At 64.3% G+C, this 14,697-nt stretch carries 11 protein-coding genes; 5 read left to right on the top strand and 6 right to left on the bottom strand.

All coding sequences use genetic code 11. The features are described from left to right. Nucleotides 1–308 precede the first annotated feature (308 nt). Complete coding sequence (locus tag OCL88_RS01050) at nt 309–1,547, top strand: IS110 family transposase (protein ID WP_264961296.1); 1,239 nt, start codon at nt 309–311, stop codon at nt 1,545–1,547. Between the two features lie 51 nt (nt 1,548–1,598). Here OCL88_RS01050 and OCL88_RS01045 read toward each other — a convergent pair whose 3' ends face one another. The 3 genes from OCL88_RS01045 to OCL88_RS01035 are packed head-to-tail and all read right to left on the bottom strand — an operon-like array spanning nt 1,599 to nt 4,861. Then, on the bottom strand, nt 1,599–2,951 hold the full coding sequence (locus OCL88_RS01045) for an MFS transporter (protein WP_264961289.1): 1,353 nt from the start codon (nt 2,949–2,951) through the stop codon (nt 1,599–1,601). 37 nt (nt 2,952–2,988) lie between these two features. After that, the gene (gene murQ / locus OCL88_RS01040) at nt 2,989–3,939 is read right to left on the bottom strand and encodes an N-acetylmuramic acid 6-phosphate etherase (protein ID WP_264961288.1); all 951 of its coding nucleotides are present in this window, start codon (nt 3,937–3,939) and stop codon (nt 2,989–2,991) included. Beyond that, entirely contained in the window at nt 3,914–4,861 is a 948-nt protein-coding gene (locus tag OCL88_RS01035) for an N-acetylglucosamine kinase (RefSeq protein WP_264961287.1), read from the bottom strand. The genes murQ and OCL88_RS01035 overlap by 26 nt, the downstream gene beginning before the upstream one ends. Nucleotides 4,862–5,003: 142 nt before the next feature. Between OCL88_RS01035 and purH the strand changes: the two genes are divergently transcribed. Further along, nucleotides 5,004–6,674 (top strand): bifunctional phosphoribosylaminoimidazolecarboxamide formyltransferase/IMP cyclohydrolase, encoded by a 1,671-nt coding sequence (gene purH / locus OCL88_RS01030; RefSeq protein ID WP_179011663.1) that lies wholly within the window; start codon nt 5,004–5,006, stop codon nt 6,672–6,674. A gap of 138 nt (nt 6,675–6,812) precedes the next feature. Here purH and OCL88_RS01025 read toward each other — a convergent pair whose 3' ends face one another. Beyond that, nucleotides 6,813–7,811, bottom strand: a complete 999-nt coding sequence (locus OCL88_RS01025) for a trypsin-like serine peptidase (RefSeq protein WP_264961286.1) — start codon at nt 7,809–7,811, stop codon at nt 6,813–6,815. A 345-nt stretch (nt 7,812–8,156) separates the two neighbouring features. On the opposite strand from OCL88_RS01025, the gene OCL88_RS01020 reads away from it, so the two are divergent. Further along, entirely contained in the window at nt 8,157–10,376 is a 2,220-nt protein-coding gene (locus OCL88_RS01020; protein WP_264961285.1) for an NADP-dependent isocitrate dehydrogenase, read from the top strand. A gap of 71 nt (nt 10,377–10,447) precedes the next feature. Here the strand turns inward: OCL88_RS01020 and OCL88_RS01015 are convergent, their stop codons facing one another. Continuing rightward, nucleotides 10,448–11,557 carry an FAD-dependent oxidoreductase gene (locus OCL88_RS01015; protein WP_264961284.1) on the bottom strand — a complete coding sequence of 370 codons (1,110 nt, stop codon included), beginning with the start codon at nt 11,555–11,557 and terminating at the stop codon, nt 10,448–10,450. 193 nt (nt 11,558–11,750) lie between these two features. On the opposite strand from OCL88_RS01015, the gene OCL88_RS01010 reads away from it, so the two are divergent. After that, nucleotides 11,751–12,185, top strand: a complete 435-nt coding sequence (locus OCL88_RS01010) for a DoxX family protein (RefSeq protein WP_179011658.1) — start codon at nt 11,751–11,753, stop codon at nt 12,183–12,185. Between the two features lie 158 nt (nt 12,186–12,343). Here the strand turns inward: OCL88_RS01010 and OCL88_RS01005 are convergent, their stop codons facing one another. Continuing rightward, entirely contained in the window at nt 12,344–13,414 is a 1,071-nt protein-coding gene (locus OCL88_RS01005; protein WP_264961283.1) for a Gfo/Idh/MocA family protein, read from the bottom strand. Nucleotides 13,415–13,610: 196 nt separating this feature from the next. Between OCL88_RS01005 and OCL88_RS01000 the strand changes: the two genes are divergently transcribed. Next, entirely contained in the window at nt 13,611–14,696 is a 1,086-nt protein-coding gene (locus tag OCL88_RS01000; protein WP_264961282.1) for an efflux RND transporter periplasmic adaptor subunit, read from the top strand. Nucleotide 14,697 lies beyond the last annotated feature (1 nt).

The raw sequence follows: 14,697 nt of genomic DNA, 5'->3' as shown, positions 1-14,697 counted from the left end.
TGCGACCTAGCGGTTCCGCGCCGTCGGCGCCCCATGGAGTGGGGAAAGTGTGCGTCCTGCTCGCCGTGGGCTCTGGCAACTCAGTGGTGAGGGGATGATCATGGGAGTGTCTGCCGCGGTGAACGCCGACCCAACTTGGTACCCGGAGTCCGTGACCTAGCGTGGCGTGGAGGATTTCCATGGGAGCCATGGATTGTTGCTTCGAGCACGGGTGTTAGATTCCTGATTATTTTCCAGTCCTCCCCACGGTAGATGGGAAACAGCCGTACGAGAGGTTGGGAGGAAGCATCATGGAGATTGATAAGGATCTGGATGTCGTTCACGAGCGTGCCGCTGGCCTGGATATTTCCAAGCGCGACGCGAAGCTGTGCGTGCGGGTTCCGGGTGCCCGGCCCGGGACCTACACATCCAAGGTCACGACGTGGGCTGCGACCACCGGGCAGGTCCTGGAACTGCGAGAGTACCTCGAGCAAGCCCGTGTGGACATGGTGGTGATGGAGGCGACCAGCGATTACTGGAAACCGTTCTACTACCTGCTCGAGGAGACCGTCCCGGTGATGCTGGTCAACGCGAAATCCGCCAAGAACCTCCCGGGCCACAAAACCGATGTCAAGGACGCCGCCTGGCTGGCCCGGATGGGCGCTTACGGGCTGCTGCGTGCCTCGTTCGTGCCTCCCGAGCCCATCCGTGACCTTAGGGACCTTACCCGGGCCAGGGCCATCGCTGCCCGGGACCGGGTCCGGGAAATCCAAAGGTTGGAGAAGTTCCTCGAAGGCTCCGGGATCAAACTCTCCTCGGTCGTCTCGGATCTGACCGGGGTCTCCTCACGAGACATGCTCGAAGCCCTGATCCGTGGCGAACGTAACCCCGAAGTCCTTGCCGGCATGGCCCGCGGAACACTGCGCTCGAAAATCCCGGCACTGGTTGACGCGCTCACCGGCCGGTTCCGGCCCCACCACGCGTTCATGGCCAGACTGCATCTGGACCAGATCGATGCCCACACCCGCACCATCGAGGCCCTCACCCAACACATTGAGGAGGCGATGAAACCCTTTCGTGACGCCAGGGAAGCCCTGGCCACCATCCCCGGAGTCTCCCAACGAGTCGCCGAAGTGATCATCGCCGAAACCGGCGCGAACATGACCGTGTTTGACACCCCGGCCCGGCTCGCATCCTGGGCAGGTGTGTGTCCCGGAGCGAACGAATCCGCAGGCCACATCAAATCAGCGCACATCCTGCCCGGCAACAAGTACCTCAAAGCAGCCCTCGGCACCGCAGCCCTGTCCGCCACACGATCAAAGAACACCTACCTCGCCGCGAAATACCGGCGCATCACAGCCCGCGCCGGACGCAACAAAGCCCTTGTCGCCGTCGAACATTCGATCCTGAACGCAGCCTGGCACATGCTCCGGAACGGCGAAATCTACAACGACCCCGGCGCCGATCACTACAACCGGATCAGCCCAACCCGAGCGAAAAACAAAGCCATCAAACAACTCAACAACCTCGGCTACGACGTCACGATCACCCCGGTCACCGCAGCCTAACCCACCCCTACTTTCGTATTAGTTGGGAAGGGAGGGAGGGGGAGAGCGCAGTTACGATAGCTCGCGCTGCTTCGTCTCCGGGGCGAAGAACGCCATCCACAACACGGACAGCAGGACAAGCCCCCCGGCGAGGGCAAACGACGTCGCCAAGCCAAACTCCGGCCAGAAGTATGAGGCAAAGACGAGCGGGCCAAAACCGGCGCCGATCCGGGAGAACGTCGATGCCCAGCCAAACCCGGAGCCACGGAGTTCGGTGGGATACAGCTCGGACACATAGGCGTAGAGGACGGGAATCGCCACCTGGACCACGAATCCGAACACGAGCAGCCACAACACCGCCGCAGAAGGTACGTCCACCACGAACGCCACGATCACCAGCGTCACCGCGGACAACGGCCCGGTGATGGCCAGGATCCACTTGCGGCCCACGCGCTCCACCAGGAGCGCTGCAACAACAACACCCAAAAGCCCGACGGCGGCCATCCCCGCCGTGGTCACGAAGGCCTTGTACTCCTCGAACCCGGCGCCAATGAGGATTCGGGGCATCCACGTGAGGGACAGGTAGTAGACCAACAGCACGGAGAAGAACAGCGCCCAGGCCGCAGTGGTGATCTTCCAGTTGAATGTCCAAATGTTTCGGAGCTGGAGCCACGCGCTGCCGGGGGAGAGGCGCGGCGCATCCTTTGGTTCGGGCAGGCTGTAGGCACGCGGCGTGGCGCCGGTTGCTTCCACGAGGCCGTCGATCACCGCAGCCGCTTCAACGCGACGACCCTTCCGGATCAGGAACAGGGGAGATTCGGGAACGGACCGCCGCACCCAGAACACCAACAGGGCAGGGATCACCATGATGACCATCGTCAGGCGCCAATCGCCGTACAAAGCCACAAGGCCGGCGGAGACGAATCCGCACAGGGCCGCGCCCACGGGCCACCAACCGTCCATGGCCGTGAGGACTTTGCCCCGCTGTTTTCGGGGTGTGAATTCCCCAACCAGGGCATAGTCCACCGGGATGCAGCCGCCCAAGCCGAAGCCGGCCATGAACCGGAAAATGCAGAACCACACGATGTCCGGCGCCAAGGCACCCAGCACCGTGAAGAGGCTGAAGATCAGGAGCGTGGCGGTGAAGGCCTTCTTCCGGCCGATCGTGTCCGCAATGGTGCCCCACGCGAACGCGCCCACGGCCATGCCGATCAGGTTCGAGGTGCCGATCCACGCGGCGTCGGCCGGTTGCAGGGACCAATGTTTGGACAGCAGGGGAATGAGGATGCCGTTGAGCGTCACATCCCAGGCGTCGAACATGAAGCCGAGGCCGCCAATGAGGAAGATCTTGCCCTGGACCTTCCACCGCCAAGGCAGTTCCTGCACCACTTGTTCGCCGCTGGGCACGGTCGTGTACGTATTCATGAGGCCTCCTGCATGCAACTTTAGGCCCTCAGCACCATTACTTTCGGGTTTCGATGGCCCTCCGCAGGAAACCGCCGGCTTCCTCCAGCGCGGGCTTTGCGTCGGCAGGATCGATCCCGGTCAGCAACACCAGAATCGCGGCCTTCACCGAACCCCCAACCGAGTCCAACGCCGTCGCAGCTTCCGAGGCGGAGACACCGGTGGCGTGCTGCACGGTCCGCTGCGAGCGGGCCTGCAACTTGTGGTTGGTCGCGCGAAGATCGACCATCAGGTTCCCGTAGGTCTTGCCGAGTTTCACCATGACCAACGTGCTGATCATGTTCAAGACCAGCTTCTGGGCCGTCCCGGAATTGAGCCTCGTGGAACCCGCGATGAACTCCGGCCCCACCGGCACCTCGATCGCCACGTCAGCCAGATGACTCACCGCCGAGCCCTTGTTGCAGGCCAGCGACGCCGTGAAGGCACCCCGTTTCCGGGCCTCCTCCAACGCGCCGATCACGTAGGGCGTCCTCCCGGAGGCGGTAATACCCACGACGGCGTCCGCTTCCGTCACGTTGATATGGTGCAGGTCCCGCGCGCCCGCGGTGGCGTTGTCCTCGGCGTACTCCACGGGTTTCCGGATCGCCTCAGGGCCTCCTGCGATAAGCCCGACGACGAGTCCCGGCGGGGTGCCGAACGTCGGCGGGCACTCGCTTGCGTCGAGCACGCCGAGGCGCCCCGCAGTCCCGGCGCCCACGTACAAAAGGCGCCCCCCGCGCTGGAGTCGCTCCGCAACGGCGTCGACGGTTTGCGCGATCGCGGAATTCGCCCCGGAAACGGCGGCATGCACGCCGGAGCTGTGGGCGAGCATGGCAGTGACGAGTTCGTCCGTGCCCAGGATGTCCAGGTCTTTGAGACTGTCCGTTGCAGCCTCGGTTTGGAGCCCGGAGAGTTCGGTGCGGAGACCTGCGAGTTTGTCAGCGTCAGTCGGGCCAGTTTGTTCCGTCACGGTGGATGTACCTTTCCTGGAGGAGCCCGCGGCGCTGCGCTGCGAGGGCGGCGCCGTCCAGGCCGTCCCCGAGCGGGGCCACCACTTCAATCCCAGCCGAAGCCAGGGACTTCTGCAAGAGTCCCTCGAAGAACTCCGAGTTGGCCACTCCGCCCAGGATTGCGACGCGTGGCGTCCCGCTCGGATCGCCGCTGGCGGCCAGGAGCACGGTGCGGGTCAGGACCCGGCACGCCTCGCTGACAATGCCGTGTGCGACGGCGTCACCCGCCTCCGCTGCGTGCAGCACCAAGGGTGCGAAACGGGCCATCGCCCGGTAGGGGTTATCCATTTCGGCCAACCAGGCGGGCAGCATGGTCGGGGACTCAACGAGTGCCCCCGCTGCCGCCGAGAGGGAAGTGGCGGGGCCGCCGTCGGACGCCAACAAAACGGCCTGGAGTCCTTGCTGGCCGATCCAGCGTCCGCTGCCGAAGTCGCCGAGGTACGGGCCCCAACCGTCGGCCCGGTGCAGGACGCCCGCCTCATCAAAGCGGAATGCCACCGCACCCGTTCCCACGATCAGCGTGGTGCCCGGCCCGCCCTGCAGTGCGCCCAGATGGGCGGCAGTGGCATCGGAGAGAACCGCCGCAGGAACACCGAAATGCCGCGACAACATGGTGGCCAGCTCCCGGGACTTCGCCTCCGAAGCCTCTACGCCGGCCACGGCAGCTCCGACGCCGGTGAGGGTGCTGACGGGCAGGCCGGGCGGGAGCAGGGTGGTGGTCTCCAGGACGAGGTCGAATGCCAAGGTGGGACCGTTCTCGACGTGGACTCCGGGGAATCCGTGCTGGTCTGCCGCGCCCAACAATTCATCACCCGAGCGAAGCTCAACGCGGCAGCGGCTCTTCCCTATGTCGGCAACAAGAACGACGTCCGTGGCATCCATGGGTCAACCCTATGATGCACGCCACTCCTTGTGGGGCCGGAGACGCAAAATGAGGCCGCCATCGAAACACGATAAACTGCCCCTATCCCCACTCAACGCGACACCACCCGCGCTATCTACGCGACCTAAGACGGAGACTTTTGTGAGCTTGACGCAGCTTGACCGTGTTCCCATCCGCCGTGCACTGATCTCGGTTTACGACAAGACGGGACTGGAGGAGCTCGCAAAGGGCCTGCACGCAGCCGGCGTCGCGATCGTGTCCACCGGCTCCACGGCCAAGAAGATCGCCGCAGCCGGCATTCCGGTGAAGGAAGTCGAAGAAGTCACCGGCTCCCCGGAAATGCTGGACGGCCGCGTCAAGACCCTGCACCCGCGCGTGCACGGCGGCATCCTCGCCGACCGCCGCGTCCCGGCGCACATGGAAACCCTCACCTCCATGGAAATCGAGACCTTCGACCTCGTGGTGGTGAACCTGTACCCGTTCGTCGAGACCGTGAAGTCCGGCGCCGCACAGGACGACGTTGTTGAGCAGATCGACATCGGAGGCCCCGCCATGGTGCGCTCGGCCGCAAAGAACCACGCCGCCGTCGCCATCGTCACGGACCCCAACTTCTACGGTGCCGTTGTTGACGCCGCCGCACATGGTGGATTCGACCTCAAGACCCGCCGCCGCCTGGCAGCGAAGGCCTTCGCCCACACTGCGAGCTACGACAACGCTGTTGCTTCCTGGACTGCCAGCCAGTTCCTGGACGAAGACGGCGACGGCGTCATTGACTGGCCCGCCTACGCCGGCCTGGCCTTGGAGCGTTCCGAGGTCCTCCGCTACGGCGAAAACCCGCATCAGCAGGCTGCCCTCTATGTGGACAAGGCCGCTCCGGCCGGCATCGCCCAGGCTGACCAGCTCCACGGCAAGGCCATGAGCTACAACAACTTCGTCGACGCCGATGCCGCCCTGCGCGCTGCTTTCGACTTCGCTGAGCCCGCCGTAGCGATCATCAAGCACGCCAACCCGTGCGGTGTTGCAGTTGGCTCCGCTGATGCTGCCGACCCGATCGCCGACGCCCACGCCAAGGCCCACGCCTGCGATCCCGTATCCGCTTTCGGTGGCGTCATCGCAGCGAACCGCACCGTCACTGCAGGCATGGCCCGCACGGTCGCGGACATCTTCACCGAGGTGGTCATTGCTCCGGATTTCGAACCGGAAGCCGTGGAGATCCTCTCCAAGAAGAAGAACATCCGCCTCCTCGCTCTGCCCGAGGGCTACGGCCGCTACCCCTCCGAGATGCGCCAGGTTTCCGGCGGCGTCCTGGTCCAGATGACGGACAAGGTGGACGCCGACGGCGACAACCCCGCCAACTGGACCCTCGCCGCCGGCGAAGCCGCTGACGACAAGACCCTCGCCGACCTCGCTTTCGCGTGGACTGCCTGCCGGGCGGCCAAGTCGAACGCCATCCTGCTCGCGGACAACGGCGCAGCAGTGGGCATCGGCATGGGACAGGTCAACCGCCTCGACTCCTGCAAACTGGCTGTGGAGCGCGCCAACACGCTGGGCGTCCAGGTGGAGTCCGACGTCGAAGGTGCCGGCGGTGCCTCCAACGCCAGCGGTGCCGGCGCTCCTGAGCGCGCACGCGGCGCCGTGGCAGCTTCGGATGCCTTCTTCCCCTTCGCTGACGGACTGCAGATCCTGATCGACGCCGGTGTCCGCGCAGTCGTCCAGCCGGGTGGATCGGTCCGCGACGATGAAGTCATCGCTGCCGCGAACGCTGCCGGCATCACGATGTACTTCACCGGCGCACGCCACTTCTTCCACTAGTCCCCACCGCCTCCCTAAACTCGCTGCGCTTCGGCCAGGGAACCCGGGCGGCGTGGGCCCATACAGCGCAAACGGCGGCCGCCCCCGAAAGGGGACGGCCGCCATCGTACTTAACAGGGGCCTGCTACAAAGAACCGGTTACGAAGCCGCAGCCGTGGTGTAGGTGGACTGGATCACGGAGCCCCAGTACGGACCGTACATGGTGCTGGAGTTGCTGCCGTAGCCGTAAGAGTTCACGGAGTTCTGGTACCCGCTGGAGCTGTTGCCGATGAACCAGGGACCGCCCGAGGATCCACCGGTCATGTTGCACGGGATGCCCTGGGTGAGGAACTGCGGGTTGTAGGGATCGTTGGTGGCGGTGCCGGAGCAGCTCTTGAGGGATTCACCGTTGAAAGGTGCAGCTGCCGGGTAGCCGAACGATTTGTAGCTCAGTCCGCGGGCGGCGTTGAACTGCACGCCGGAGGAGCCCACAACGTCAGCGAGCTTTTGGCCGTTGAGCGTGTTCACCACTGCGAAGGCGGTGTCGTACTGCATGTTGCCGTTGGACGCCCACTGGGTGGGGGAGTACAGGGCCTTTGCCGTCCACTTGCCGTACGGTGCGGAGCCGTTCAGGTAGGCGGGAACGAAGACCAGGTTGGTGGCGTACGCTCCGGGGCCCTCGTTGACGCAGTGGCCGGCGGTGGACACGGTGCTCTTGTTCGCTGCCGTGACGGAGTTGCCGGAGCAGACGTAGTTGGAGCCGCCGAGGGTGAAGAAGATCTTGCCGATGTGCTTGACCGGCGTCTCGGACTGGTTGACCTTGAGGTTGATGTTCTTGTCGGCGGCGGCCTGCTGGCCTTCGATGCTGGTAACGGCGCCGGGAGCTTCGGTTACCGGAGCCTTGCCGAGGTTCAAGAGCCCGCTGCGCTGCAGGGCTTTGCTGGCAAGGACATCGCCGCTCTTGGCGGACTTCATCCGCTCCGGGGTCCAGTAGTCTGCAGCGCCGTTGTCTGAGGCTACGTGGCGGCTGACCGCAGCGCCGTTCGAGTCGGTGTCCTTCGCGGAGGCCGCGGTTGCGCTGGTTGTTCCAACCAGGGCGAGGATCGCGGCGGCGGACAGACTCAGAAGGCTTGTGGCCAGGGTCTTGGTTTTTGTCACGTTGTTCCTACCTAATCGAGGGAGTGAAGCGGCCAGTGATGGCGACCGCCGACTGACGGAATCGAAGCTACCCGCTGTGTGACAAGTTTGTAAAGAGATGTTTCAGATTTTGTGATATTTTGCTGTCACTTGGACCGGGGCGGCTGGCGGGGAGGTACGACGGCGGGAAGTCGCCACTGTTGTTCCGACTGCCGTCGCGCTTTTCATCGGTCCGGAGGCGCGGGCAAGGTGCTTGTGAAAGCGGTAACGCAAGGCGTGATCCCGGACACGAACGGCCCTCAAACAGGTGCGCTCGGGTAAGTTAGAGATGTTGAAATCTGCAGACTTTCAGGGAGAACCCCGCCAATGGCCAAGATTATCTATACCCACACAGACGAAGCGCCGATGCTGGCTACCTACTCATTCCTGCCGATTGTGGAAGCGTATGCCTCGACCGCAGGTGTGGAGGTCGAGACCCGCGATATCTCGCTGGCTGGCCGCATCATCGCCGTATTCGGCGATTTCCTGACTGAGGAGCAGCGCACGGGCAATGCCCTGGCTGAACTTGGCGAACTGGCAAAGCAGCCGGAAGCCAACATCATCAAGCTGCCCAACATCAGTGCTTCCGTCCCGCAGCTCAAGGCCGCCATCGCCGAGCTCCAGGCCCAGGGTTACGCCCTCCCGGACTACCCGGACAACCCCTCTTCCGACACCGAGACGGACATCCGTTCCCGCTACGACAAGATCAAGGGCTCCGCCGTGAACCCGGTCCTGCGTGAGGGCAACTCGGACCGCCGCGCGCCGCTGTCAGTGAAGAACTACGCCCGCCAGAACCCGCACTCCATGGGCGCCTGGACCGCGGACTCCAAGACCAACGTGGCCACCATGGGCCAGAACGACTTCCGCTCCAACGAGAAGTCCGTTGTCATCGAAGCCGATGATGCCCTCTCCATCCAGCTGGTCCGTGAAGACGGTTCCGTCAAGGTCCTCAAGAAGGACTTCCCTGTTCTGGCCGGCGAGGTGGTGGACGGTACCGTCCTCCGCGCCGAAGCCCTGGATGAATTCCTCAAGGCCCAGGTTGCCCGTGCCAAGGAAGAGGGCATCCTCTTCTCCGCACACCTGAAGGCCACCATGATGAAGGTCTCCGACCCCATCATCTTCGGCCACGTCGTGAAGGCCTACTTCTCCGAGCTGTTCGACACCTACGGCAAGCAGCTGGCTGCCGCAGGCATCAGCCCGAACAACGGCCTCGCCGCGATCCTCAATGGTCTCGAAGAACTGCCCGAGGATGTCCGCGAAGGCGTCAAGGCAGCCATCACCAAGGGCCTCGAAGAAGGTCCTGCGTTGGCAATGGTCGACTCGGACAAGGGCATCACCAGCCTGCACGTTCCGTCCGACATCATCGTGGACGCTTCCATGCCCGCCATGATCCGCTCCTCCGGCCACATGTGGGGCCCGGACGGCAAGGAAGCCGACACCCTAGCAGTCCTCCCGGACAGCTCCTACGCCGGTGTGTACCAGGTTGTCATTGACGACTGCCGCGCCAATGGTGCGTTCGATCCCACCACCATGGGAACAGTCCCCAACGTCGGCCTCATGGCCCAGGCCGCCGAAGAATACGGCAGCCACGACAAGACGTTCGAGATCGAAGCAGCCGGAACCGTCCAGCTCGTGAACCGCGCAGGCACCGTACTGATCGAACACCAGGTTTCCCCGGGCGATATCTGGCGCGCCTGCCAGACCAAGGACGTGCCGATCCGCGACTGGGTCAAGCTGGCTGTCACCCGCGCCCGCGCTTCCGAGACCCCGGCCGTCTTCTGGCTGGACAAGGGCCGCGCCCACGACGCCAACCTGATCGCCAAGGTCAACGAGTACCTCAAGGACCACGACACCGAGGGCCTGCAGATCGAGATCCTCTCCCCGGAAGAGGCCACCGCCTTCACCCTGGAGCGCATCCGCAAGGGCCAGGACACCATCTCCGTTACCGGCAACGTGCTCCGCGACTACCTCACGGACCTGTTCCCGATCCTCGAACTCGGCACCAGCGCCAAGATGCTCTCCATCGTTCCGCTGATCAACGGCGGCGGCCTGTTCGAGACCGGTGCCGGTGGCTCCGCCCCGAAGCACGTCCAGCAGCTGGTCAAGGAGAACCACCTCCGCTGGGACAGCCTGGGTGAATTCCTCGCCCTGGCCGTGAGCTTCGAGCACCTTGCCACCACCACCGGCAACGCCCGTGCCCAGGTCCTCGCCGACACCCTCGACCGCGCCACCGGCACGTTCCTGCTGGAGAACAAGTCCCCGCGCCGCAGCGTCGGCGAGCTGGACAACCGCGGAAGCCACTTCTACCTCGCCATGTACTGGGCGCAGGAACTGGCCAAGCAGTCCTCCGATGCAGAGCTGGCAGCAGCCTTCGCACCGATCGCCGAGGAACTGACCTCCAACGAGGACGCAATCGTCGGCGAGCTGAACGCAGTCCAGGGCCCCGCCGTCGATCTTGGCGGTTACTACCGTCCGGACGCTGCCAAGGCCGCTGAGGTCATGCGCCCGTCGGCAACCTTCAACAAGGTCCTCGCGACCCTGAAGTAAGCCCCCAACTGACTCGCAGTTGCGGTTGTTTTGAGAGCTCAGAACAACCCCGACTGCGAGTCAGTTTTCGTTTAACGGTCGGCTGCGAACCGTGCGGGGGCCGTGCCGCCGTCGACGATGTCCTTCAGCACCCGGCCGATCGCCGGGGTGAACTTGAACCCGTGGCCGGAGAAGCCCGCGCCCACCACCAGCGGGCCGAACCGGTCCAGGACGAAGTCCTCGTTGGGCGTGGTGGTGTAGGTGCAGCTGATGGGAACCGCCGTGGAAGGGTCGACGCCGGGAAGCCACTCTTCGGCGTAACGCACCAAAGCCTCGAGCTGCTGGGGGATGGGCTGGAACGTGCGCTCGTCGGGATCCATGACGGGGCCCACACCATGCCAGCCCGCCTTGACGCCCTCGCCCGGGGTGAGCATGCCGTAAACGGGGCTGAACCAGTATTCGTAGAGCTCGTTGTTGGGGTCGGGGTCCGGGTTGTGGTTGAAGCTTGGCCACACCAAGGTGTTGTCCAGCGGGGTGAAATGGGCCGGCTGCTCCTGGGTGACCACCAAGGCCGGCAGTTCCGCCAGTCCGTCGAGCACTTTGGTGGTCCAGGCACCTGCCGTGACCACAACCCGCCGGGCCGTGTAATCCTCTTCCTCCGTCACCACCACCACCGAATCCGGACCGTCGACGCGGATGTCGCGGACCGGCGTCGAGTATTTGAACACGGCGCCCTTGGATTCGGCGGACGTCCGCAGGGCTTTGAGCGCGTCAGCTGAGCGGACCCGGCCTGAACCCGGGACGAACAGTACGTCCGTGGCGAAGGTCATGCCCTTCCAGCGGTCGGCGGCCTCTGTGGGGGAGATGAAGTAGCTTTCGATTCCGCGTTCCTGATGAGCCGCGTGGATTTGCTGCAGCTTAGGGGTGTTGCCGTGGTTGGCCAGCCCCACCAGGTCCAAAAGCGGCGCACCGTGCTCGGCCGCAAGCTCGTCCCAAAGGATCTTGGACTCGGCCAGAAGGTCCAGGTAATCAGCCTCGGCGTAAGCGGTGTTGAAGTTGCGGGTGGCCCCGTGGGAAGCACCAATGTGGTGCCCGGCTTCGAACTGCTCCAAAAGGATCACGGATTTGCCCGCGCGCGATAATTGCCATGCAGCAGCCGATCCCATGGCCCCGCCGCCGACTACCACCACATCAACCTGCATACCCGCTCCATTCCTCGTGCGGCTCCTGCATCCGGGGGCCACCTCTCATTCTGCCCCCACTCACCCATCCAGGTCGCAATTGTGCGCGTTTTGACGTCTCTAAACGCGCTCTGCTGCGACCCAGTTGGGTGGGCGATGCTCGGGCGCTGGGCCGGTTTGGTGAGCCGCGCTTGGGCATGGAAGATTGGGATGCGTGAAATTCCTTCACCCGTCTCCCAAGTCCTCTTCCCGCGGCATCACCATCCTGCGCGTCGCGTTCGGTGCGATGCTGCTGGTCCACGGCGTGCAGAAGTTCACGGCGGGACACGCCGCGTTCGCCGCCTCCGTGGCCGCTATGGGCGTGCAGAAGCCGGACATCATTGCGTGGCTGGTGATAGCCGGCGAGTTGGGCCTCGGGTTGCTGTTGGTTCTGGGCGCATTGACCCGGGTGGCCGGCTTCCTCGCGGCCATCCTTATCGGTTCCATCTGGTTCGTCACGGAAGCGGGCAAGCCCCTGCTGACCGACGCGTCGGGCGTTACCGCGGAGCTGCTGATCATCTACTTTGCGATCGCGGTGTCCCTGATTTTTCTCGGTCCCGGCGCACTGTCCCTGGACCGGAAGCTGGCGAAGCAACCCGCCCGCCGTTAGCTCACCTAGGTTAAAACAGTACGACGACGGCGGAGCGCGCCTTCAGCGCCCCGGCACAAACTCCCCGTTCCTCTATCACAATCCCGCCCCCTTCAGACGGTTCCTCTGCCACATCCCGCCCCCTTCAGGCGGTTCCTCTGGCACATCCCTCCGACGGCCTACCGGGCGTCGTTCGGGTACCGGATGCCCAACTGGGACCGAACGCCGTCGAAAAGCCGCATGACGTTGATGGAATCCTCAAGCGGCATGGTCGGGCTTTCGGTCAGCCCCTGCTGGATGCAGCGGGTCACCTCCCGGAGTTCGTAGGTGTAACCGATGCCAACGACGTCGAACCGTTCATGGCGTGGCTCGTCCCAACCCACCCGAACCACCAGCTCACGCGGGTTGTTCACGGATCCAATCGTCTGCACATAACCGAGTCCGCCGGCGACAGTGGCGTTGCGGGGTCCATGTGCCGTCAGGGACGAGGTCAGTTGGGCCTGGGCGCCGGTGTCGTAGCCGAGGGTAAGTGCATTCTGGCTGTCCACTCCGTCTTCGTTCAAGGATGCGATGGCGGTCACGGACTGCGGAAAGCCCAGTGTGCCGAGGGCCCACAGCAACGGGTACACGGTGATATCCAAAAGTGCGCCGCCGCCGTCGTTGAGGGCCCAAAGCCGGGCCGTGGGGTCGTACGGGGCAGGGAATCCGAGGTCGGCCGAAACCCACTGGACCTGACCTATCTCTCCGGAGGCGGCAATAGCGAAAGCGCGTTGCATGCTCGGAAGGAAGCGGCTCCATACGGCCTCCATTAAGAAGACCTTCTGTTCCCTGGCCAGCCTGACCAGCTCTGTGGCTTCCCGGGCGTTGATGGTCAGGGCCTTCTCGCACAGCACATGCTTGCCGGCGCGCAACGCGGCGGATGCTATGTGGAAGTGTTGGGCATGGGGAGTGGCGACGTAAACGACGTCGACGGCGGGATCGTCGAACATGCGCTGGTAGCCGGGCACCCCGCCGTCGTCTCCGTACCCTTTACTGAAACCGACGGTTTGGGCAAAGGCGTCCGCCGCTTCCTGCGTGCGGGAACTGACCGCGTAGAGCTCGGCATCCTCAAGGAGCGACAGGTCCTGCGAGACGCTGCCGGCGATGTTCCCCGTTGACACTACGCCCCACCGCAGGCGCCGCCCGGTGGCAGCTCGGGGGTCCTGGTTGATCTGGGTGGACAGCCATGGTTTGGCGATAGGGAGAGTCATGCCTCACAGTCTCTCACTGCTGTCCAGCAGTCCCGGGGTAATTCGCGGGTCCGGGGTTCCAAAGGCTTCAAATCTCCCGACACGGTAAGCATCCTGTTCATCATTCCGGATGACGAGGCGCGGCCAAGGCTTCGCTTAGGCTGGAGCAATCATCCCTCGCAGAGGTTCTGTGGGGAGTTACCGAAACGGAGCAGGGATGGGTGTTTTTCGGCGTGTCATTTTGCCGGTTGCCTGGTTATTGGTGTTCGCCATCATCGCAGTGGCATTGGTCAAGATCGCTTTCATTGACGGACTTAAGTCCACAGCTTCAGAGCCGGCGCCACTGGCGGAAGTAGCCATTCCGACCGTTCCAGCCACGCGGGCCACGATCACCAATACAGTGCAGATCAAAGGCACGGTGCAGAGCGATGCCGCGGAATCCGTGCGCAGTACGTCAGCCGGCAGCGTCAATAAGGTCTTCGTTGAACAGGGGGCCACAGTGTCCCAAGGCGACCCCCTGTTCCAGGTCAAGGCCGAACGGGCCGTGACCAACCCGCAAGTGTCCAAGGACGGAACACCGCCGAAGCCGGTCTATGACTATTTCAACGTCCTGGCCCCCGGCACCGGGACGCTGCAGTCACTCAGTACGCTGATCGACCAGCAAGTCAGTGTCGGCGAGACTGTAGGAAAGATCGACCCCGGCACGTACACTGTTGCCGGATCCGTCACCGCCGCGCAGCAGTATCGGCTGCTTGGCAAGCCCGGTCCCGCGGAGATCGAACTGGTAGGAGGCCCGGCGCCCTTCCAGTGCGGCGAGGTGACACTCAAGAACAACGCATCCGACGACGGCGGAAGCGGCTCAGTGGGCATGTCCGGCTCGGGCGGGGGTCCCGGCATGGGCGTCGGATTTGCCATGGCTGGCCCAGGGGGCGGCGGGGGACAGCAGGACGGCGGCAGCACCCCCACGGGCACGTTAAGTTGCGCTGTGCCGTCGGACCAGCAGGTGTTCGCCGGCCTCGGTGCCACTATGACGGTCAGCGCGGGTGTAGCGGCGGATGTAGTCACCGTGCCGTTGACCTCGGTGAAGGGCAGCGTGAAGGACGGCGTTGTCTGGATCGCGGGTTCAAGCGGAGGCGCACCGGAGCAGCGCAAGGTGCAGCTCGGCTTGAACGATGGCTCCGCTGTTGAGGTGGTGTCCGGCTTGACGGAGGGCGAGCAGGTCCTTGAGTTCGTTCCAGGTGCTCCGGCTGCGCAAGACCCGATGATGGGACCTGCCCAAGGCACCTACATTCCGGCGGGCTAGG

Source organism: Paenarthrobacter sp. PAE-2 (assembly GCF_026013155.1).
GTDB lineage: Bacteria > Actinomycetota > Actinomycetes > Actinomycetales > Micrococcaceae > Arthrobacter > Arthrobacter ureafaciens.
Note: the sequence above shows the minus strand (reverse complement) of the source record. Positions and strands in the feature narration are given on the sequence as shown.